Source organism: Chryseobacterium sp. B21-037 (genome assembly GCF_028570785.1).
Taxonomy (GTDB): Bacteria; Bacteroidota; Bacteroidia; order Flavobacteriales; family Weeksellaceae; genus Chryseobacterium; species Chryseobacterium proteolyticum.
On sequence record NZ_JALGCB010000001.1, the window covers coordinates 2,309,188 to 2,329,715 of the forward strand.

Consider the following 20,528-nt stretch of genomic DNA (forward strand, 5'->3'; position numbering starts at 1 on the left):
TTACTTAGAATTATTTTTAGTTAAAATCTCAAAAATGTCATTGACTAATGTTTCATAATCACCTTTTTTAAGTTGTTCCTTTGTTTTTGCAAAAGCTTTCTTCAACTCGCTTTCAGGGTTTTCTTCATCAATAATTTCAGCAGAATTCACTCCTTTTAATTGTAGAATGGCATTCCTTAGCATTTCGAGATCTGCTTTTTGATCCGTATTTATTTTTATATATTTCATTATATTATTCTTTAATAAATTTCACTTTATTACCTCCCTGCAAAATTAGAAGCTGCCTTTTTGTAACATCAAAATCAATAACAATTCCCGCAGCATCAAACTTAAAACTTGTTTGAGAAGTTGCTTCTAAAGGAAAAGCACCCTGTCCCGTTGCCTGGGCCATTAATACTTTTTCTTTAATGAAAATGGTAATTTTCATCGGCATTTGTGCCGTCGCGTATGTTCCGGTAAATTTTTGAAGCTCACTTTCCGGAAGATTCACTACATTAAAATTCGGAATTTCAAAGCTTTTTCCATAAGCTGCATTTAAAGCGGTGATCGAAATATTATTATTGTCAAAATTACTTTGATTACTGATCATAGCAAAAGTTTTCTCGCCATCAGGGAAGTAATACAATATAGAGCTAAAATGATCTATTCCTCCGTTATGCCCAAAACCTGTTTTTCCCATAAACGGAACTTCGGCCAGGCCAAAACCATAATGGTCTTTAAAATTACGCATTTTATCTAAACTTTCTCTGGAAATCAATTTTCCTGAAGCCAGTGCATTTATAAAAATAATCAATTCTGAAGGAGTAGAAACCAAATTTCCTGCGCCCAAGGGAACAGACATATCCGTTTCGGCACTTCTTACATAATTCCCATTTTCATAAGTGTACGAATGGGCCATGTTTTCTAAAGATTCTATCTTTCCTCCTGCTTTTGTATATTTTAGTTGTAAAGGTTTTGCTATAAACTCTTCAATAAGCTTTGCGTAAGATTTTTTATAAACTTTTTCCAGAATAAAACCCAGCAAAGAATAATTCGAGTTGCTGTAACTGAATTGAACACCAGGTTCAAAATCCGAGCCTGCCTTTTGAATAATATCGATAAGCTTTTCCTTGGAAACAGGTTGTAAATAGTAGGATGCATACAAGGCATCATCAGTGAAATTATGAATCCCGCTTCTATGATTTAAAAGATTTTCTACTTTGATCTTCTCAGCGTTCTTTATTTGAGGAAAGAATTGACTTAATGAAGTGTCCAGTGTTAGCTTTTTATCTTCTACCGCCTTCATGATCAAAACGGCTGTAAAAGTCTTTGTTATGGAACCGATCCTGTAAACCGTATTAAGATCTGCTTTTTTCCTAGCCTCAACATCAGAAAATCCAATCGCATTGGAATAAATTATTTTTCCGTGATCTGCAATGGCAAAACTTCCCATCACCTTGTGCTCGCTATCCAGAGCTTTAAAATAATTGTCCAGTTTTTCCTTATCAATATTCTGGGCAAAACTGAAACTGAAAACTCCGATGGAAACGCAAAGAAATATCTTTTTTAACATACTAATGACATTTCATTAATAGGTCATAAAATATGAAGATTTGTTACATATTCAGTAACGTATGAAAATAGTACTAGATCGCCACAGGAGCCTTAATTCCAGGATGTGGATCATAATTCTCCAATGTAAAATCTTCAAAATTAAAGTCGAAAATATCCTTGATTTCAGGATTTAATTTCATTGTCGGAAGAGGTCTTGGGTCTCTCGAAAGTTGTCTTTGAACCTGTTCGAAATGATTATTATAAATGTGGACATCTCCAAAACTGTGGACGTAATCTCCAACTTCAAGATCGCATACCTGAGCCACCATCATTAACAACAGAGCATAGCTTGCAATATTAAAAGGAACTCCAAGGAATACATCAGCACTTCTCTGATATAGTTGTAAAGACAATTTCCCGTCAGCAACGTAAAATTGAAATAATGCATGGCAAGGTGCTAATGCCATATCAGGAATTTCCGCTACGTTCCACGCAGAAACGATCAATCTTCTGGAATCAGGATTTTTTTTGATCTGATCGATCACTTCTGAGATCTGATCAACCACTTTATTATCGGCACCTCTCCAGCTTCTCCACTGCGCTCCGTAAACAGGACCTAAGTCTCCATTTTCATCTGCCCATTCATCCCAGATGCTCACTCCGTTATCTTTTAAATACTGGATATTGGTGTCTCCTTTTAAGAACCAAAGCAATTCATAAATTATAGATTTCAAATGCACTTTCTTGGTGGTTACCAAGGGAAAACCTTTTGACAAATCATATCTCAGCTGATATCCGAAAACGCTTCTTGTTCCGGTTCCTGTTCTATCAGTTTTATCTGTTCCGTTATCCAGAATATGCTGTAAAAGGTCTAAGTAGTTTTGCATTGTGAAAGTTTAATTATTGTGCTTTTAGTAAATTCTAACAGATGTCAAAGTTAATAAAAAAACAGTTGTGAATTTATTTTTCACACTGTTTAACTTTTATTTTTATCCGGCTTACGATTCCCAGATCTCATGACAGGAAATCAATTTTCAGCCATTCAATAAGTAATTAACGTATAACTACCGCAACATCCTTTGTGTTTCCCTCTACTGATTTGATTTTTCCAAATTTTTTCTTTTCCATTATGGTATCATTCCAATAATCCAGAGTGACATTTCCAAATTTTATAAGTTTTTTATACTTACTCTGATCTATAATTTCTTTTCCACCAAAGTCTATTGATATATCTCCAATCGACTTTAATTTTCCAAACTTACTATCATCTATAATATCATGATCCCAATAATCTATAGACAGATTTCCTATCTTTTTTACCTTTCCGTTCTTTTCCTGATCAAAACGATCCCAGTAATCTATAGCAATATCTCCAATATTTTTTACTTTGCCATCTTTATCTATATCAAACTGATCATAATAGTCAACTTTAGAATTTCCTATTTTTTTTATTTTTCCCATTTTCTCCCGGTCGAAATATTGATCATCATAATAGTCGATATTCCCATTTGAAATGGAGTTAAATCCTGCAATTGATCCGTCATTATTAATGGTAATAATTATACCCCCCATTGTAATATCCACAGATATGAGATCGTAGGATTTCCCAGAAATATTAGCTCTTACCTGAGCCAGCAATAAAGAATTTGATATCAGGAATAAAAAGACGAATAGAATGTATTTTAGTTTCATAGCTTACCAGATATTTTCAATCGTTTGATGAACATTATTGATCTCAAACTTCTCTGCTATTTTCTTGCCAAACATTGCTTTTACTAATGGAGATTCAGCAGAAACGGTCATGATCTTCTGATTTTCAAATGTAATTTCTCCAATTGAAACCGAAACATAAAACAATCCCTTATTCGTTTTTATTAATGCTCCATTTTGAACTTTAAAAGATGGTTCCGTAACTATTTTTTGAATCAGAGCCTGTTGATTCAACACTTCATTGAGCTGCCTTTGAAGATGATTAATTTCCTGTTGCAACATCTCACGGCCAGTTTCATATTTATCTCCCATGGAGCTTTTAGTATCATTATTTGAAGCGCGGGTTTCAGCAATCAGCAATTCAAATTTTTGTGCTCTTTCTGAAAGTTTTTCCTTAATAATATATAGTAGTCCTTCTTTATTCATATGAATTAAATGCCGTTATCCGAATTAAAAAGCGGACCTTGGCCCGCCTGTGTAAGTATTATTTTTTTTTTAAATATAATAAAAATGTTCTTAGATTTTAAGCCAGAATCTCAGAGGCTCTGGTCTTCATTTTTCAAAAACCACATAATCAGAAACTTTAAAATTAAAATCTTTTCCTGTGGTGAAATCCCTTTTTGTACCATCAAAAACGTTTCGGAAAACTCCTGACAGATTTTCATCTTGGATGCTGAAACTTACATCTTCTTTAGACATATTCAATACAACAAGAACTTCATCTTTACCATTTTTCCTGACATAAGCTAAAATTTTGTCATTGGCCGTTGTATTTAAAAGATAAGTTGTTACATGAGTGTCTCCACCTCTTAAGGCAGGATTTGAAGATTTCAAAGCCAGTAAGGTCTTATAAAAATCTGCCACCTGATAATTGGCAGTCCACTCAATAGGATCTTTTTCAAAGAATTCCAATCGTTTCATATTAGGTAATTCCTGTCCGGAATATAACAACGGAACTCCATTCCAGGTCGCCGAAAAAACAGCCATAGGTTTTGTGATGACACCATACTTTTCATATTCTGTTCCGTTCCAGGAGTTTTCATCATGATTGGTCGTGAACCAGGCTCTCATTGAAGCATCTCCAATGTTGGAATATTTCAATAATAAATCTTTCAGATCTTGTAATGGCAGGTTCTTTTTATAATAATCTTCAGATTTATGCATCCAGGTCCACGAGTAACTTGCGTCAAAAATTTTCCCGTATTCTGGATTCTCCAATTCGTCAAATTCGCCTAACCAGAAAAGAGGCTTTAGGGTCTCTACCTCAGGACGGGCCTGCTGCCAGAAATCAACCTCAACCCATGAAGCAAGATCGCACCTGAAACCATCAATATTAGTTTCTTTAACCCAGAACTTCATTGCATCAATCATTTCCTTACGCATCTCCTGATTCTTATAATCAAGTTCGATAATATCATCCATTCCCGATGCAATATGGAATTTTCCATCCGGATCTTTTAAATAAAATTCAGGATGTGTTTTTGTCCAGACATGGTCCCAACCGGTATGGTTCGCCACCCAGTCGATGATTACCTTAAATCCTAATCTGTGGGCTTCATTTACCATGTGCTTAAAATCATCGAGTGTCCCGAATTCAGGATTAACAGACGTATAATCTGCAGCAGCATATGGACTTCCCAAGCTTCCTTTTTTATTTTGCTGAGCAATCGGCGTAACCGGCATAAACCAAAGAACTTTTATTCCCATAGACTTTAAACGGGGCATCTCTTTTTCAAAAGCTCTAAAAGTCCCTTCTTGTGTATATTGCCTTACATTGACTTCATAAATATTTGCAGAGTGTTTCCAATCTTTAGGTAAATCCATAGTCTTATTTGTATTTTGTACAGCACAGGAAACAATTCCCAAGCCAATAATTGCCAAAAAAATTAATTTTTTCATTAATTCCGGTTTTAACAAAAGTAAGGATTGTTTTATGATTAAAAGAGGAAAGATAGAACGGAAAAAGGGTTAAAAGCAAATTTAATTCTACCTTTTCAGCATTTCCGCCTGGCATAATTTACAAAAAAGCCCCGGACATTAATCCAGGGCTCTATATTTTTATTGTGTTACCAATTATCTTTCGTCATCGTTGTCATCATCTTCATCGAATACATCGTCATTGTAGTCTTCTTCTTCCTCATCATCAAAACTGTCGTCTTCATCGGAAAAATTCCCTCCGCTTTCGAAATCGTCATCAAAATTAAATTCATCATCGATAAGAGGCATTGCAGATTTCTTTTTAGATCCACCCCCGTTTCCGCTCTTGCTTGGAGCTTTTAACGGAACGTTTCCAAATCTGTATACTGTTATAGGATAATTAACTCCTTTGGTTTCCTCGATTACTTCAATTAATTCACAGAAGAATTCCCAAAGATCCAGAAGTCCATATTGAAACTGAGCTTTATTTCCTACACTTGCAAAAGCTTCATCAATATAAACATCTGACATAATTTCCCCATCACCGTCATCACTCATATCTTCTAATGGAACACTTTTTACTATCGTACCATCTTCTTCCAATAAATTAAAAGTTGAAAGTTCATCTCCCTGCAAGCTGAACGCACTCTTAATTCCCAGATGTAAATTCCATAGTGTCTGTTTTCCCTTCACTTCGATATCACGGAAAATATCTTCTTTCGCATCTAATATTACGCGGATCTTGTAAACCATATCAGTCTTTAAATTACTTTTTGCCTTTATTTATTATGATAAATTTCTGTTGCAAATATATAATAAATGACATGTCACAAAAAAATATTTCAAGATTTTTTAAAATATTTTTTTTCCTTACATTTTGCCCAGATTATTTACTTTTTTCAAGCATAAAACTGAATTTTGTACCTTCAAGGTACACGCTTTCAACTGTAATATTTTCTTTATGAGCTTCCAAAATATGCTTTACAATAGCCAAACCTAATCCGGAGCCTCCTTCTCTACGATTCCGGCTGGTTTCTACACGGTAAAACCGCTCAAATATCCTCGGAAGAATTTCTGACTTGATTCCCATACCGTTGTCAATAACTTCAATTAAAACTTTATTCTTAAGGACGCTGGTTTTCACTACAACCTTTGCTTCCTGCCTGTTAGCATAGTGAATAGCATTAGAGATCAAATTAATAAAAACCTGTGAGATTTTTTGTTTATCAGCTTCCACAAAGATCTGAGGATGCAGTGTCTGAATTTGTAATGTAGTATTGTGCTTTTCTGCTTCAAGATCAAGCAGGTCAAAAACTTCTTTGATTAAGAGATTAACATCAAATCTCGAAACCGTAAGATTGATTTCTCCGGCCTCAAGCCTGTTAATCATATCCAAATCGGTAACAATAGCAATCAGTCTTTCTACGGATATATCTATTCTTTCAAGATATTTATCGCGAATGGTCAGGTTATCTACTCCCCCATCCCTCAACGTTTCTACATATCCCTGAATTGAAAACAATGGAGTCTTAAGCTCATGAGAAACATTTCCTATGTACTCTTTACGATAGCTTTCCATTTCCTTCATCATATCAATCTCAGAAACTTTTTGCTGATTGAGATCTGAAAATCGCTCTCCTAATTCTTTAATGGTAATATTCTCGTCATTGGTATTTACAATTTCCTGTGGCAGGAGCTGGGAAAGCCCACGAACCTGTTTTTTACCATAGTAATTGAACAGCAGTTCAAGAACGAGGTAGTTCACAATAAATATAACAACGAGACATATGATCAGCCCTATTTTAAAAAACGGTGTTTTATAATAAATATCCTTCAGCGAATCAAAGATGATCACCAATAGAAACATCACCAATGTGATAAGACATGATGCTACAAGAGTAAGCCTGTAAAATTTCAATTTTACAAATTTTTTATGGTTATAAGGTAAAGGTAGGCTATTTCGATTAAACGATCAGTTTATACCCTATTCCTTTTAAAGTCTGAATGGTATTAATTCCTAATTTCTCTCTTAATCTTCTGATATGAACATCAATGGTTCTTTCTCCGACAATCACATCATTTCCCCAGACTTTCTCAAGAATTTCTTCTCTTTTGAAAACTTTTTCCGTATTGGAGGCTAAAAGATACAGCAGATCAAATTCTTTCTTAGGAAGTAAAAACTGCTGCCCGCTTTTAGAAACCCTGAAGTTATCTTTATCAATAATCAAGTCTCCAATTTCAATTAGCTTAGCATTGTCTGACACCTGAGATGTTAGCTGTAATAGGGCATTTACTTTAGAAATAAGGATTTTCGGTTTGATCAGCTTTACAATATAATCATTGGCTCCGGCCTGGAAACCTGCTAACTGAGAAAACTCTTCGCTTCTTGCAGAAAGGAATACAATCAATGATTTTTGAAGTTCCTTTACTTTTCGAAGTTCCTGACAAGTTTCGATACCATCTTTTTCAGGCATCATTACGTCTAGTAAAATTAGATCCGGAACAATTTCTTTGGCTTTTTCTATCCCTTCATTACCATTGGTAGCGGTATAAATATCGTAGCCTTCCTTTTCTAAATTGTAAGACAGAATCTCTAAAATATCGAGTTCATCGTCTATTAAGAGTATTTTCTTTTGGTTCATTTTCAATTTTTACGTGTCAAAGTTAATAATTTTTGTACCATAGAATAACAAATCATCTATCGTTCATATAAAGTTAACAATTATATTGTTTTGTTAATGTTTAGTTAAGGAAAAATTAAATTTAACTAAACCATTAAGACCGATAAACTTTTATTCCTTTGCACCGAAAGAATATAGTAAAATAAAATGAATTTTAGAAAAGCTAGTATAGCGGTTATTTTTTTAACCGCCTCATCGACTGCGTTTTACGCTCAAGATACCAGGCAGGACACCATCAAGAAAGAGAAGAAAATCGAAGGTGTTGTCATCCAGGGAAGTAGCAATAAAAAAACTGAAACTGCTGTATTAGGAGAACAGAAAAAAGCAATTATCCAGAAGCAGGCTGTAAGTGCTGAGGAAATTTCCAGAAAGGGAATTTCTAACGTAGAACAAGGCCTTACAAAGGTAACCGGAATTACTACAGTAGAAGGACGAGGGCTTTTCGTAAGAGGTCTGGAGGAAAGATATAATTATCTTTTAATTAACGGTCTTGGCTCTCCTTCCAATAACCCTTTCCAAAAAATCATTGCATTAAAGCAATTCCCTACCGACGTTGTGGGTAAACTCAATATCTACAAAACATTCAATTCTAACCTTTACGGAGATTTTGCCGGAGCTACTTTTGATATCGAAACTTTAACGATTGATAAGCCCTTTTCGAAAATTGAATTCAGTGTTGGAGTTAATACATTGAGTACATTCAGAGATAACTTTAAAGTGGCTGAGGGTGCAGATGGGATGAATGGATATTTGGGTTTAAATTCCAGAGATAGAAGACTTCCAAATGAAGTAAGAGATTATAGACCAAATACCCATAATTTTACTAAAGATGAATCATTAAATTCATTTAAGGATTCATGGAATGTAAATAATATTAAAACTCTACCAAATACAAGTATAGGTTTTACTACAGTACAAAAGGTAAAAACTGGTGAAACGGGAAATATTGGAATCTTATTTTCTTTGAATCAGGGCTCTAAATATTCATATAAAGAAGGAGATAATAATCAGTTTAGAGATAACGGACAGATTATAGAGGTAAGTAATCTACTCAACAAGAAAAGTTATATCTATGAACTTGAGTCCTCAGCATTGTTGGGAGCAGCGTATAAGAATAGGGGTACAAATATTAACTTAAACGCTATTTATTTACAAAACTCTGCTAATATTATTGAAGATTTTAAAGGTTATAAGAACTTCAGTGTGGAGGACAATCGTTTTTTTAGAACCAATCAACAAGATATTTCCAAATTTCTAAATTTACAATTAACAGCTTCTCAAAAAATCGGGGAACGTCATTTGTTTAAAGCTGGAGGCAGTTACGTTCTTAATAATTACAGCCAACCTGACAGAAAAATATTTGAACTTACTTATCCTCAAGATTTTAGTCATGCTGCATTTTCTTATGGTGGTAACAATTTAATCAGACAATATCTAGATGTTGATGGAAAATTCTATGCGTCAGCTTTTGGTGAGTACTCTGTTTTCCTTGGAGAAAAGGGTGATAAAAAAGAGTTCCCTATGCAATTGTCTGTTGGATATAATGGCTTTTCTGATATCAGAAAAAACTCTTATCGCTTTATTTTTGGTACGCCTAAAGGTACTAACACCCCTGTCTTTATAGATATTGACAGTCCTCAATCTACCTTAGAAAATTCAATTAAAAATGATAAACTATTTTATAAAGAAGACTCTGATGCATATTCCTATTTATCAAATATTTATCAGTTCGTAAATGCAGGATATCTAAATTTTGATTATAAACCAACTGAAAGTTGGGATATTTTAATTGGAGGAAGATTCGAAAATGACATGAGAATTATTCGTTACAACAAACCAGGGGTTTCTGATAGAATTAACCTTACCACGAATAAAAATTATTTTCTTCCTTCCCTTTCCATAAAGAAAGCTTTAGATAGTAAAAACAACTTAAGATTATCATTAAGTAAAACGGTTACTCGTCCTATCTTAATTGAAACAATGCCGATTGAATATATCAATCCGGATAACACAACTGTGAGAGGTAACGAAAATATTAAAAATAGTGAAAACTATAATATTGATTTAAAATGGGAGTATTTCCCATCTAATAAAGAAATGTTTGCAGTAAATCTATTTGCTAAAAGAATTGATAATGCAATTGAAAAGTCTATCGCTCCATCGGGAAATGCAAGTGGTGTAGTTATTACTTATTACAACTCCAAGAAAGCAACGCTTGCTGGAATAGAGCTAGAAGGTATATTAAGTTTAGGTAGAATTTCTGATGCACTTGATAAGTTTACGTTTGGTGCCAATGCAACATTTATGTATTCTGACGTAAAAAGGAGTGAAGAACAATTAAAAACAGAACGACCAAATATTGTTGGATTTACAGACGATCAGCTTCATAAAAGAGGCTTGCAAGGTGCTGCACCTTATACTATAAATGCTGATTTAAAGTATGAGTATAAGAATTCCAAAAATCTTAGCAGTACACTTTCTCTAGTATATAATGTTTCAGGATCAAAAATTTATGCTGTAGGTGGGTCTGGAACTGATAATTATTATGAAAAACCGTTTAATCAGCTGGATTTTGTTTACCAAAATCAAATTGATAAAAACTGGAATATAAAATTCCGAGTTCAAAATATCCTAAACAGTAAATATCGTGTTGAGTTAGGAGATGATAATTACTATACACTAAGAACAAACGATAACTATTCTCTAAACAATTATTTCAACGGAGTCAATTTTAACTTTACAGTTGGCTACACATTTTAAAAAATTATAAAAATTAAATCTTACTATAAAATGAAAAAGAATCTTTTAACTTTATTTTCCTTAGCTATAGCTTTGAGTGTAACATTGACTTCATGTACCATAGATATTAACGATGGGGACAACGGTAACGGAACAATAACAAATCCTGGCACCACTGAAAGTGTACTAAGTGGTAGCGGAACCCTTTCAGGTACAATTACAAAAGATATATTAATTAAGAAAGGAACTTATATTCTTGATGGTGTTGTGAAAATAACAAATGGTGCAACTATTACCATTGAGCCTGGTGCTGTTTTCAATGCTGTAACTACAAAATCAAGTAGCTTGGTAGTATTACAAGATGGTAAAATAAATGCTGTAGGAACTGCAAGTGAGCCAATTGTATTTACAACTACAAATAAGCAGCCTGGGGATTGGGGTGGAATTACATTATATGGAAATGCCCCAATTAAAGCAGTTAATGGGTTATCTCAAGCATTATCTGAAGATGGAAATAGTGTTTATTATGGAGGAAATGATGCAAACCATAATTCTGGAACAATGAAATTCGTTCGTGTAGAATATGGAGGAAAGAAAATTAATGATGGTACTTCAGAAACCAATTCTATGACATTCTATGCTGTAGGAGCTGGAACTACATTAGAAAATCTTGTAACTTACAAAGGAACAGATGACGGGTATGAATTCTTCGGAGGGACTGTAAGTGCTAAAAATATTGTTTCTTATGGCAACTTCGATGATTCATTTGACTGGCAAGATGCATGGAGCGGACAAAATAACACAAACTGGTATGCTTTCCAAACGGGTACAGGAAATTTCGGAATGGAGATTGAAGCTTCTGCAAACGTTGATAATATTGCACCAAAAATCTCTAATATAACTTTAATCAGAGATGCAAATACAAATCCAGAGGTTGCAGGTTCAGTAGAAATTTCTGCTATCCAATTTAAGAGACAAGGAACTGGTATTTTCTCTAACGTTTATATTAGCGGATACAAAAACTTAGGTGGTAAAAGTGCTTACTCAGTTCTTATACAAGATGCTGCAACTGAAACAAATCAAGTAAATACAGGAAAAGTAGTAGTTGCACCTATGACCTATCTTAACTCTGATAACGCTGGAGTTTGGGGATATGCATATAATCCAAACGGTGGAAAAACTTTCACAAACGCAACAACAGTTACAAAAGTTACATTGGTACCAGGAGCTTGGGCTACGGTAGATGGTGTTAACCTTTTAGCTGGATTACAATAAGCAAGTAATAGTTTCTCATATCACATTAAAAGCCATCAGAGAGTTTTCTGATGGCTTTTTTAATTTATTACACAAAATAGGCATTGAAAATCTTCAATACCTTTTATATAATTCTGTTTTCTAGGAAATCACAAAGATATATCCTAACATGTTTACATTAGTAAAGTTTGGTCATAGTTAATTAGTTTCGTTGTTGATCAGATCGTAAAAAAATCTTTTGGAATTACTTCTTTCATTTCCTTTGTCTTGAGCAGTCGGTTTTGTCCATAATGCTCTATGGAAATCACCTTCTTCAAATCACTTTTAGTAATTTTAGGTTCCAGAAGTAAGGAGTAAAATTTTGCAATGTCTACCCTTAAACTTTCAGTCTCTATGCTGTATTTTTCTTCACCCGACTTAAGACATTGATCAAATAATTTTAGCAGCTGATGAAAATGAATCAATTCTTCTTTTGAAAGAGTCGTTTTTTTGTTGAAAAGCTTAAATTTACCTTTATTGTTCCTGGTCTCTTCCTGGGCAGGAAAGTCGTTAAAATCCCCATCGGGAACATTCAACTTAATCTTCAGATAGCTAATCATTTGTTCAGGGGATATTCTTTCCTGATAGTAATCGTGGAGTTCTTTAAGGGAAGTCCACCTGCTTCTATCAAGTGATAAATCCACTTGTCGCAGAAAAGCATAGAAGAAAAGAATTTGTTTGTAATCTACTTCTAATTCATTCATAATATACAGTAATTTATAAGGGCTTTCCCCCTATTAGTAATAATGTTGGGAAAGTAAAAAAATAGTTTTTCGTAAAAATATTTGTGTGTAAGGTGTGTATTGTATACTGCAAAAGTACACGGTAATGACAATGCGAATTTATTTCATTATTAAATAATAAACATATATTCTTATGTAAAATTAATATTAAAATTACCTTAACTGTATTTTTTTCAACATAAAATAAAAACACCAAAGTAAATTACAATGGTGCCCGGTTACAAAAACAAGTATTAAAAAATTATATTAAAACTCTTTCCAGAGTAAATGATCCTGGATCAGTAATCCCTCTATTTTAGGGACTCTTGCTACAGCTTCTGCAGAACAGCTCGCATTTAAAAAGACAGCATTTGCCTGGTCTCCTGCTTTTGGCCACTGCATTTCTCCTTTTTCATTTAGAGGAAAAACATTTCTCGTCGCAAATCCTAAAGTCCTTGAAAGTTCAAATTCTGTCTCATATCCATATAACTCAGCAATCAAATTAGCCTTCTGAAGCATATTTCCGGATCCGAAAGTGCTCCAGTGATCCTGGACATTATCATTTCCTACCAGAATATTCACTCCATATTTTTTGAACGCTGGAACAGGCATAATTGTTCCTCTGAAAGGAATAGAAGAGGCTACTCCCACCTTAGCATTCGCAAGTCTTTCAGCGATTTCATTTGTTTCCTTTAAAGATAAATGCCCCAGGGCAAAAGCATGGCTGATGAAAGTTTTTTCCTTGAGAACCGGATTTTCAATAACCTTATCGATCAGATAACTGATGGTTTTCATCCCCGATTCACCTATTTCATGCAAATGAATATCAATTCCTTTCTCATAATCCAGCGCCAACTGAACGGTGAAATCAATTACCTTTTCAATATTCCCATCAATTGAATAGGGGTCTAAGCCACCTATAAAGCTTACACTTTTTAAGGCAGCCGCTTCTTTCATCAGGTGAGCCGAATCGGTATAATACAATCCATGTTGAGGGAAAGCCACCAGTTCAGCACTGAAAAAATCTTTTTTATGTTCTAATGCTTTTTCTAAGTTTTCCAGGGATTGTAATCCTGAAGTAGGATCGACATTAAAATGAGTCCTCGCAAAAGTGGTTCCGTAAGACTGCAATAAAGAGATCAGCTCTCCTCCTCTTTCAACCGATGTCTTTAAAAGCTCAGGAATGATTTCCTGTTCATAAGCAATCATGTCTTTCACTGTTTTTCTTTTCGGCGATATTGCCTGCCATGGAAGTCCATATAAAGTTTTGTCCAGATGGATATGCATGTCACTAAATGCAGGGAGCATCAGTTTGCCATTTACATCAATCCCACCGGAATGTGCATCACCAGGTAGGATATTTTTTATTGTTCCTTTTTCAATTTCAACACAAAACAAATCCGTTTTTGTTCTGATAACGTCTTTCTCATCGTAATCGAATCCGGTTTCCAGGCGTACGTTTTTCAACAGATAGTTTCCGGAGGCAATAACCTTATAGTCTGGCTGCATACTTCTCATTTTATGATAACAAAGTTAAGCCCACCATTTCTAAAACAGGTGTACCAATTATATGATGCTTTGTACGGATTATTACTCTTTAAATTGTGAAGGTGTCATTCCGGTTTGAGCCTTGAAAAATTTTGAAAAACTGGCGTGATCATAAAACCCAAGATCATATACAATATCTTTTACAGACATTGCAGACACTTTCAGCAGACGCTTGGCCTCAAGCAAAATGCGATCCTGGATCAACGAGGAAGCCGATCTATTCAGGTTCTTTCTGCATATTATATTTAAATAGTTGGCAGAGATATTTAATTTTTCCGCATAAAAAGAAACTGAACGTTCTTCTTTAAAATATTGGTCAATAAATGACAAAAATTTAGATATTACGGGATTGGAATTAAAAATTTCAAAATCATTAAAAGCTCCTTCTACTGATTTACTGATCAGCAAACCAATCACTTCTCCTCTTTTTTGAATCAGTTCCCAAAATACAGGCTTATTATTTAAAGAATCTTTAATAGCCTTAAATTCGTACAAAAGCTGCTGAAAGATTTCCTCAGAGACATCAATCACGGGATGATTCTGATAATAAGATGCTGAAAACCGTAATACCGGAAGAAAATTTTCAAACCATTCACGGCTGATCATCAGCTGATATCCTATTGTCTCTTTCTCTATCACCCATTGATGGACCTGTCCGGGAAAAACCAGGTGAATCTGACTATTTTCAACTTTGTACCCCACAAAATCAATTGTATGAAAACCTTTACCTATTTTAAAAAGGTTAATAATGAAAAAATCATGCTTATGAGGCTCATCGATTGATCTTTCACCATACAGCTCATTAAACAAAAGATGACAACCTTTTGACTGGTCCTCACTGAATTCATGAATACCTAAGACGGGAAAATAATCTGACTGATGGCTCATTCCGCTTTTAATTTACTCTCTAAAATAAGTAAATTCTGCCAGAATAGATCACAACCTCTATCAAAAAACAATCGTACCCTGATGAACGAGAGATTCGATATGGGAAATTCTTGAAACCGCCTCAGCAGAACAGCTCGCATTTACAAACACCATATTGGCATCATCCCCTTTTTTAGGCCACTGCTGATTTCCGTTATCATCCAGCGGAAGTACATTTCCTGTTGCCAGTTTTAAACTCCTTGATAGTAAAAATTCTGTTGAATATCCATACAATTGCGCCATCAGATTTGCTTTCTGCAATACGCTTCCTGAGCCGAAAGTATTCCAGTGATCAACAATACTGTCATTACCCGTCAGAACTGTTACACCATATTGATACAATAATGGAATCGGCATAACAAGGCCTCCGAAAGGAATGGTAGAAACAATTCCTATTTTAGCGGCAGCCAGCTTTTCTGCAATTGCTTCCTGTTTTGGTTTTTCAAGCTTCCCCAAGACAAAGCAGTGGCTCAAATAGGTTCTTCCTTTGAGAGATGGGTTTTCATTCACTTTATTAATAAGATACTCTACTGTTTTTAAGCCGGATTCTCCGGACTCGTGCAAATGAATATCAATTCCTTTGTCGTGATCCAAGGCAAGCTGAACTGTAAAATCAATTGTTTTTTCAATAGCTCCGTCAATCGTATAAGGATCTACCCCTCCTATAAAATCAATATCCATAGCAGCTACTTCTTTAAGATAAGGCACCGAATCCGTATAAAAAACACCATGCTGAGGAAAAGCAACCAACTCCGCTCCAAATGTTTTCTTTTTATTCTCCAATGCTCTTTGAAGGTTTTTCAGGGAATCCAGTTTGGATGTAGGCTCAATATTGACATGGCTTCGCGCAAAAGAAGTTCCTTTAGATTGTAAGAGCTCAATCATTTTTTCTGCTTTAAAAGCTGAATTCTTCAACATTTCCGGAAGTATCTTCTGCTCCAGGGCAATCATTCCCTTTACTCCGCCTGTTCTTTTCCTTACAGCCTGCCAATGATCTCCATAATATGTTTTGTCTAAATGAATATGCATATCTTTAAATGCAGGCAGCATTAAAAATCCCTTTGCATCAATCGCTTTAGCATTAGGCTGGTTTGGAGTAATGCTTTTTATTTTTCCATTTTCTATATAAACACAAAACAGATGGGTCTGCGTAGAAATCACCTCCCCTTCTTGATATTGAAAACCGGTTTCCAACCGAACATTTTTAAAGCTCAGTTTTCCATTACTTAAAGTTTCATTTTCAAAAAGCAGGCTTGCAGCATTCATTGTTCCGGATGTTAATGTTGTTAAACCTGCCATTGCCAAGGCAGAGCTTTTAATGAAGTCTTTACGGGTTATATTGCCTGAGGTGTTCATATCCAATCTATTTATTACAAAAATAAATATAACAGAGATGAAGGACAGGTATAGTTTATAACAATGTCTGTACAATTTATTGTGAAACTCATTTTGCGGAAAATTTTATGTATACCGGTATCTGGTGTATTTAAAAACAAAAAGGACAAGATTGATAAATCCTGTCCTTTTTTATTTTTGTTTCTATTGAGTTAAGAATACTCAAATTTCCTTACAGCTTCCAGCGTCATATCGATTTCCTTCTCTTTGATCGCATCACTGATAAAATACGTTTCATAACCGCTTGGCGGAAGGTAAATTCCATTGGTTAGCATTTGATGGAAAAAGTTATTGAACAAGGAATGATTCGCTTCCTGCGCTTCATCAAAGTTTGACACTCTGTTGATATGAAAGAAAACAGACATCATAGAACCTTTTCTGTTGATTTTATGAGCAATCCCTTTTTCATTTAAAATTTTTCCAATTTCAAAATCTAAAGTTTCCGTAGTTCTATTAATTCTTTCAAAAAAGTTCGGATCATTTTTAATCAGCTGAAGTGTTTTTAATCCGGCTTTCATAGCTAAAGGATTTCCGCTCAGTGTTCCAGCCTGATACACTCCTCCTTTCGGAGCCAGGTGATCCATGATCTCATTTCTTCCCGCAAAGGCTCCTACAGGAAGTCCTCCTCCGATTACTTTTCCGTAGGTAACCAGATCTGCTTTTACATTGAACAACTCCTGAGCACCGCCAAAAGCTAATCTGAAGCCGGTCATTACCTCATCAAAAATTAATAAAGCTCCATTTTCATCACAGATTTTTCTTAAATTCTGTAGGAAATTATTTTCAGGTAAAACACATCCCATATTTCCGGCAACCGGTTCTATGATTACGGCAGCTATTTCTCCCTGGTTATGACGGAACAGATCTTCTACCTGCTCAAAATCATTGTAGCGGGCCAAAAGAGTATCTTTAGCAGTTCCCTGAGTTACACCGGGTGAATTTGGGTTACCAAAAGTAGCAGCTCCACTTCCGGCTTTGATCAAAAATGAATCTGAATGTCCGTGATAGCATCCTTCAAATTTTACAATCTTATCTCTTCCCGTGTATCCTCTTGCCAGCCTGATTGCACTCATACAAGCTTCAGTTCCAGAAGAAACCATCCTGATCTGATCAATGTTCGGAACATTTTCTACGATGAATTTTGCAATTTCCGTTTCCAGCTCTGTAGGAGCACCAAAGGAAAAACCTTTTTCTGCCTGTAATTTAAGTTCTTCCAATACCTCAGGATGGGTGTGTCCAAGAATAGCGGGTCCCCATGAATTAATGTAATCCACATAGGTGTTGTTATCCTCATCTGTAAGATATGCACCTTTTGCAGACTTCATAAAAACGGGAACACCTCCCACTGATTTGAATGCCCGTACCGGAGAATTTACTCCGCCCGGAATGTATTGATATGCTTCATTGAATAAAGCTGAACTTCTTTGATATCTCATGTTACGTAAAGAAATGCGCCTCTCGGCGCATATATATTTTATTATTTAATTTCTCGGCTTTTTATCTATCAGATAAATCAACTGTCCAGGCGAAGGTTGTTGTCCTTCATCCATTCTGTTTTTTGCGTATAGCTTGTGTAGTTTGATCCCGAATTTCTGCGCGATGTCGTGCATATCTTCACCAGACTCGGCTTTATACACGGCCGTATTTCCTGTGGAATTTTTAGATTCAAGAAATACGATATCATTTTTCTTTAAAGCAGTTCCTTCTAATTCGTTCCATTTGATCAATCTGCCTTCGCTAACCTTAAATTTGTTGGCAATGTATTTTACATCTGTATCCTCTGGAATAACGATATATTTCAGTCCGTCATTAGGATGGCTTTTTATCAGTATAGAATTAAGGATTTCAGCTTTTGTTTTAATTCTTTCTACCCTTTTCTGCTGTTGTGCATAAGAAGTCTGTTTATAAGGTACATTCACTGTAACAGGATCTTTTTTTGCGACTTTAGAAGGTTCTAATTGTGCCATGAAAGTTCTGTCATCCTTAAGGTTCGGATATAAGCTTAGTACGGCATAAAGAACCTCTTTGGAATTGGTATTGTCAAACTCATACAGTTTATATCTTTCAATTTTACCAATAAGAATGGAAGCATAACGCGGATTGGTTGCATATCCTGCTTTTTTTAATCCGTACGCCCATGCTCTGTAATCTTTCATATCCAGCTTGAAAAGATTGGTGTAGTACTTTCTTGTTGAAAGGAATATGGAATGATCTTCATAAGACTGCCTTGGATCTTCATACACACGGAAACATTCGTTCGGAGCATCATCCGTATGCTTCATTGTTTTCCCTGTCCAGTCTTCTTTGCATTTTATCCCAAAATGATTTTTCCCTTCCAGAGCCAATCTGCTTTGCCCTCCCCCTGTTTCCAGAAGCCCCTGAGCAAGCGTAATAGAAGCAGGAATTTTATATTTTTCCATTTCTTCTACTGCATATTGTGCAAATTTCTGGATGTATTGGTCTTCAGTAGCCCAGGTCTGAGCTGAGAATTTTGATAAAACTAAAAGGCTTACGAGTAAGAAAAGTCTTTTCATGTTTTTCAATTTTTACTTTATATAATTAATTTTCTATTTTGTTTTTCTAAAAGCAAATTTGCGCCTTCAATTCCCTGCAAACCGCCGGTATGGAAGCATAAAATTCTACTATTCTCAGGAAAATATCCATCATCTATCAGTTCAAAAACCTTCTGCATCATTTTCCCTGTATAAATCGGCTCCAGCGGAATCTGGTATTTCTCTTTAAAATCATTTATAAAACGGATATTCTCATCCGTTATTTTCCCATAACCTCCAAAATCAGAATCTATTAGATGATAATTTTTCTTCAAGGTTAATTGGGCTATGGTATCCTCCAATGAAGAATCACCAACCACCTTAAATCCTATAACCTGCTGATTATCTTCACAAAAATTAGAGATCCCGGCAATTGTTCCTCCGGTTCCAACTGCGGTGCAAAGATAATCAAAATCTTTTGTTTCATGATTCAGCATCATTTTCACGCCACGAACGGCATCTTCATTGGTACCTCCTTCGGGAATGATTAGGGCATCCGGAAATTCATGCTGCAAAAACTCAGATAATTTTTCTTTATTACGATATTCCTCACGCGAAACAAATTTCAGATTCATTCCATTCCTGAATGCAAAGAGAAGTGTTGGATTATCACGCCATTTTTTAGAGAGTTCTTCTCCTCTTATAATTCCAACTGTACGAACTCCTGCTAACTTCCCTATCGCTGAAACTGCTGAAATATGATTAGAATAAGCACCGCCAAAAGTGATGATGAGTGGATTTTCAATTGGTTTTTGAAGATAGGTATTAACATTATGAAAAAGTTTCCAATACTTATTCCCCGAAATCAGTGGGTGGACAAGATCTTCTCTCTTAAGAAAAAGACTGATATTCTTATCCATCTTTATTTCATCAATCGGAATAGGCTCTGCAGGAATCTGTAAAATCATTTGTTTTAAAAGTAAGACTGAAACTAAAGGCAAAATTACCATTTTTAAATCTTATCTATCTGTACTTCCAAAAACTCCAAAGTTTTCTGCTCTTAAGATAACCTCCATCATCTTCCATAGCATAGGCTTCTTTTTCGAATGAAATACTCCGGTAAGCCAGATAAGCATCTTTTAACCTGAAAAAGTGATAGTAATATTCTATAACATAAAAGATATAAAAGAAAATAATCAACAGTTCCAGTTGTTGTCTTAAATGAATTTTTTCGTGATTGATCAATACATTATTTTCCTTATCTTCGGGTTTTCTTACGAAGATAAAAGGAAAAAGAGCAATACCATTAATTTTTAATTTTTTTAATGGTTTTTGGCACACAATTATCATAATAACAAATATAAAAGTTTTTGATCAAGATTTAACTTATGGCTCATTTTGACATCAAAGAACATGAAGACTTCTACTATAACGAACAGGGATATAAAGTCTTTACGGAAAAGTTTCATCTGAAGCGAGGATATTGTTGTAAGAGTGGCTGTAGACATTGTCCTTACGGATACGATAAAAAGACTGATACATTCATTAAAAACGATAAAAAAAATAAATAA

General features: G+C 34.9%; 20 protein-coding genes. 3 read left to right on the plus strand and 17 right to left on the minus strand.

From position 1 onward, the window contains the following. The 9 genes from MTQ00_RS10060 to MTQ00_RS10100 form a co-directional block, all read right to left on the minus strand. On the minus strand, positions 1-228 hold the full coding sequence (locus MTQ00_RS10060) for a hypothetical protein (RefSeq protein ID WP_172279749.1): 228 nt from the start codon (positions 226-228) through the stop codon (positions 1-3). Positions 229-232: 4 nt separating this feature from the next. Next, positions 233-1,552, minus strand: a complete 1,320-nt coding sequence (locus MTQ00_RS10065; protein ID WP_273648735.1) for a serine hydrolase domain-containing protein — start codon at positions 1,550-1,552, stop codon at positions 233-235. A gap of 73 nt (positions 1,553-1,625) precedes the next feature. Further along, complete coding sequence (locus MTQ00_RS10070; protein ID WP_172279753.1) at positions 1,626-2,420, minus strand: thymidylate synthase; 795 nt, start codon at positions 2,418-2,420, stop codon at positions 1,626-1,628. Positions 2,421-2,586: 166 nt separating this feature from the next. Continuing rightward, on the minus strand, positions 2,587-3,225 hold the full coding sequence (locus MTQ00_RS10075) for a hypothetical protein (protein WP_273648737.1): 639 nt from the start codon (positions 3,223-3,225) through the stop codon (positions 2,587-2,589). A gap of 3 nt (positions 3,226-3,228) precedes the next feature. Further along, positions 3,229-3,669 carry a hypothetical protein gene (locus MTQ00_RS10080; RefSeq protein ID WP_172279757.1) on the minus strand — a complete coding sequence of 147 codons (441 nt, stop codon included), beginning with the start codon at positions 3,667-3,669 and terminating at the stop codon, positions 3,229-3,231. Between the two features lie 126 nt (positions 3,670-3,795). After that, complete coding sequence (locus tag MTQ00_RS10085; protein ID WP_273648739.1) at positions 3,796-5,142, minus strand: alpha-amylase family glycosyl hydrolase; 1,347 nt, start codon at positions 5,140-5,142, stop codon at positions 3,796-3,798. A 174-nt stretch (positions 5,143-5,316) separates the two neighbouring features. Beyond that, positions 5,317-5,913: an IS1096 element passenger TnpR family protein gene (locus MTQ00_RS10090; protein ID WP_172279762.1), complete on the minus strand. Its 597-nt coding sequence runs from the start codon at positions 5,911-5,913 to the stop codon at positions 5,317-5,319. Between the two features lie 133 nt (positions 5,914-6,046). Next, positions 6,047-7,078: a sensor histidine kinase gene (locus tag MTQ00_RS10095; RefSeq protein ID WP_172279764.1), complete on the minus strand. Its 1,032-nt coding sequence runs from the start codon at positions 7,076-7,078 to the stop codon at positions 6,047-6,049. 46 nt (positions 7,079-7,124) lie between these two features. Continuing rightward, positions 7,125-7,802 (minus strand): response regulator, encoded by a 678-nt coding sequence (locus MTQ00_RS10100; protein ID WP_172279766.1) that lies wholly within the window; start codon positions 7,800-7,802, stop codon positions 7,125-7,127. A gap of 186 nt (positions 7,803-7,988) precedes the next feature. Between MTQ00_RS10100 and MTQ00_RS10105 the strand changes: the two genes are divergently transcribed. Both MTQ00_RS10105 and MTQ00_RS10110 read left to right on the plus strand, forming a co-directional pair. Next, entirely contained in the window at positions 7,989-10,601 is a 2,613-nt protein-coding gene (locus tag MTQ00_RS10105) for an outer membrane beta-barrel protein (RefSeq protein ID WP_273648742.1), read from the plus strand. Between the two features lie 30 nt (positions 10,602-10,631). Further along, on the plus strand, positions 10,632-11,855 hold the full coding sequence (locus MTQ00_RS10110) for a hypothetical protein (protein ID WP_273648744.1): 1,224 nt from the start codon (positions 10,632-10,634) through the stop codon (positions 11,853-11,855). 197 nt (positions 11,856-12,052) lie between these two features. Here MTQ00_RS10110 and MTQ00_RS10115 read toward each other — a convergent pair whose 3' ends face one another. The 8 genes from MTQ00_RS10115 to MTQ00_RS10150 all read right to left on the minus strand — a co-directional run bounded on the left by MTQ00_RS10115 (position 12,053) and on the right by MTQ00_RS10150 (position 20,307). Beyond that, positions 12,053-12,577 (minus strand): hypothetical protein, encoded by a 525-nt coding sequence (locus MTQ00_RS10115; RefSeq protein ID WP_273648746.1) that lies wholly within the window; start codon positions 12,575-12,577, stop codon positions 12,053-12,055. A gap of 285 nt (positions 12,578-12,862) precedes the next feature. Then, positions 12,863-14,104 carry an amidohydrolase gene (locus MTQ00_RS10120; protein WP_273648748.1) on the minus strand — a complete coding sequence of 414 codons (1,242 nt, stop codon included), beginning with the start codon at positions 14,102-14,104 and terminating at the stop codon, positions 12,863-12,865. An 81-nt stretch (positions 14,105-14,185) separates the two neighbouring features. Further along, on the minus strand, positions 14,186-15,031 hold the full coding sequence (locus tag MTQ00_RS10125) for an AraC family transcriptional regulator (RefSeq protein WP_273648749.1): 846 nt from the start codon (positions 15,029-15,031) through the stop codon (positions 14,186-14,188). A gap of 60 nt (positions 15,032-15,091) precedes the next feature. Beyond that, positions 15,092-16,426 carry an amidohydrolase gene (locus MTQ00_RS10130; protein WP_273648751.1) on the minus strand — a complete coding sequence of 445 codons (1,335 nt, stop codon included), beginning with the start codon at positions 16,424-16,426 and terminating at the stop codon, positions 15,092-15,094. Positions 16,427-16,617: 191 nt separating this feature from the next. After that, positions 16,618-17,901, minus strand: coding sequence for a glutamate-1-semialdehyde 2,1-aminomutase (gene hemL / locus MTQ00_RS10135; RefSeq protein ID WP_273648753.1), 1,284 nt, complete (start codon positions 17,899-17,901; stop codon positions 16,618-16,620). A gap of 45 nt (positions 17,902-17,946) precedes the next feature. Beyond that, positions 17,947-18,999, minus strand: coding sequence for a glucosaminidase domain-containing protein (locus tag MTQ00_RS10140; protein WP_172279782.1), 1,053 nt, complete (start codon positions 18,997-18,999; stop codon positions 17,947-17,949). 17 nt (positions 19,000-19,016) lie between these two features. Continuing rightward, positions 19,017-19,925, minus strand: coding sequence for a 1-aminocyclopropane-1-carboxylate deaminase/D-cysteine desulfhydrase (locus MTQ00_RS10145; RefSeq protein WP_273648757.1), 909 nt, complete (start codon positions 19,923-19,925; stop codon positions 19,017-19,019). Positions 19,926-19,980: 55 nt separating this feature from the next. Beyond that, positions 19,981-20,307: a hypothetical protein gene (locus MTQ00_RS10150; protein ID WP_273648758.1), complete on the minus strand. Its 327-nt coding sequence runs from the start codon at positions 20,305-20,307 to the stop codon at positions 19,981-19,983. 38 nt (positions 20,308-20,345) lie between these two features. Here MTQ00_RS10150 and MTQ00_RS10155 point away from each other — a divergent pair, with 38 nt between their 5' ends. Next, on the plus strand, positions 20,346-20,528 hold the full coding sequence (locus MTQ00_RS10155) for a DUF5522 domain-containing protein (protein WP_089027353.1): 183 nt from the start codon (positions 20,346-20,348) through the stop codon (positions 20,526-20,528).

Bases quoted from the DNA above. Each gene is read 5' to 3' on its own strand.
- MTQ00_RS10105 (WP_273648742.1), top strand. From the start codon at position 7,989: ATGAATTTTAGAAAAGCTAGTATAGCGGTTATTTTTTTAACCGCCTCA.
- MTQ00_RS10110 (WP_273648744.1), top strand. From the start codon at position 10,632: ATGAAAAAGAATCTTTTAACTTTATTTTCCTTAGCTATAGCTTTGAGT.
- MTQ00_RS10120 (WP_273648748.1), bottom strand. From the start codon at position 14,104: ATGCAGCCAGACTATAAGGTTATTGCCTCCGGAAACTATCTGTTGAAA.
- MTQ00_RS10090 (WP_172279762.1), bottom strand. From the start codon at position 5,913: ATGGTTTACAAGATCCGCGTAATATTAGATGCGAAAGAAGATATTTTC.
- MTQ00_RS10065 (WP_273648735.1), bottom strand. From the start codon at position 1,552: ATGTTAAAAAAGATATTTCTTTGCGTTTCCATCGGAGTTTTCAGTTTC.
- MTQ00_RS10070 (WP_172279753.1), bottom strand. From the start codon at position 2,420: ATGCAAAACTACTTAGACCTTTTACAGCATATTCTGGATAACGGAACA.
- hemL (WP_273648753.1), bottom strand. From the start codon at position 17,901: ATGAGATATCAAAGAAGTTCAGCTTTATTCAATGAAGCATATCAATAC.
- MTQ00_RS10085 (WP_273648739.1), bottom strand. From the start codon at position 5,142: ATGAAAAAATTAATTTTTTTGGCAATTATTGGCTTGGGAATTGTTTCC.
- MTQ00_RS10130 (WP_273648751.1), bottom strand. From the start codon at position 16,426: ATGAACACCTCAGGCAATATAACCCGTAAAGACTTCATTAAAAGCTCT.
- MTQ00_RS10100 (WP_172279766.1), bottom strand. From the start codon at position 7,802: ATGAACCAAAAGAAAATACTCTTAATAGACGATGAACTCGATATTTTA.
- MTQ00_RS10125 (WP_273648749.1), bottom strand. From the start codon at position 15,031: ATGAGCCATCAGTCAGATTATTTTCCCGTCTTAGGTATTCATGAATTC.
- MTQ00_RS10155 (WP_089027353.1), top strand. From the start codon at position 20,346: ATGGCTCATTTTGACATCAAAGAACATGAAGACTTCTACTATAACGAA.
- MTQ00_RS10060 (WP_172279749.1), bottom strand. From the start codon at position 228: ATGAAATATATAAAAATAAATACGGATCAAAAAGCAGATCTCGAAATG.
- MTQ00_RS10115 (WP_273648746.1), bottom strand. From the start codon at position 12,577: ATGAATGAATTAGAAGTAGATTACAAACAAATTCTTTTCTTCTATGCT.
- MTQ00_RS10140 (WP_172279782.1), bottom strand. From the start codon at position 18,999: ATGAAAAGACTTTTCTTACTCGTAAGCCTTTTAGTTTTATCAAAATTC.
- MTQ00_RS10145 (WP_273648757.1), bottom strand. From the start codon at position 19,925: ATGATTTTACAGATTCCTGCAGAGCCTATTCCGATTGATGAAATAAAG.
- MTQ00_RS10075 (WP_273648737.1), bottom strand. From the start codon at position 3,225: ATGAAACTAAAATACATTCTATTCGTCTTTTTATTCCTGATATCAAAT.
- MTQ00_RS10150 (WP_273648758.1), bottom strand. From the start codon at position 20,307: ATGATAATTGTGTGCCAAAAACCATTAAAAAAATTAAAAATTAATGGT.
- MTQ00_RS10080 (WP_172279757.1), bottom strand. From the start codon at position 3,669: ATGAATAAAGAAGGACTACTATATATTATTAAGGAAAAACTTTCAGAA.